Below are 520 nucleotides of genomic sequence, written 5' to 3'. Positions count from 1 at the left end.
AAAAGAGTTTGATGCTCAGGGTGTAGCGGTTCGGTTTATTGACGACGGGATCAGTACCGACGGTGATATGGGGCAAATGGTGGTCACCATCCTGTCGGCTGTGGCACAGGCTGAACGCCGGAGGATCCTAGAGCGCACGAATGAGGGCCGACAGGAAGCAAAGCTGAAAGGAATCAAATTTGGCCGCAGGCGTACCGTGGACAGGAACGTCGTGCTGACGCTTCATCAGAAGGGCACTGGTGCAACGGAAATTGCTCATCAGCTCAGTATTGCCCGCTCCACGGTTTATAAAATTCTTGAAGACGAAAGGGCCTCGTGATACGCCTATTTTTATAGGTTAATGTCATGATAATAATGGTTTCTTAGACGTCAGGTGGCACTTTTCGGGGAAATGTGCGCGGAACCCCTATTTGTTTATTTTTCTAAATACATTCAAATATGTATCCGCTCATGAGACAATAACCCTGATAAATGCTTCAATAATATTGAAAAAGGAAGAGTATGAGTATTCAACATTTCC

1 protein-coding gene is annotated in these 520 nt (G+C 46.2%); it reads left to right on the top strand.

The genetic code is table 11. The features are described from left to right. Nucleotides 1–319 (top strand): recombinase family protein (locus tag SJ312_RS23330; RefSeq protein ID WP_004153193.1); only part of this gene is annotated, 319 nt, incomplete at its 5' end. Nucleotides 320–520 lie beyond the last annotated feature (201 nt).

The organism is Providencia sp. CIM-Carb-044, assembly GCF_033901115.1.
Taxonomy (GTDB): Bacteria; Pseudomonadota; Gammaproteobacteria; order Enterobacterales; family Enterobacteriaceae; genus Providencia; species Providencia hangzhouensis.
Note: the sequence above shows the minus strand (reverse complement) of the source record. Positions and strands in the feature narration are given on the sequence as shown.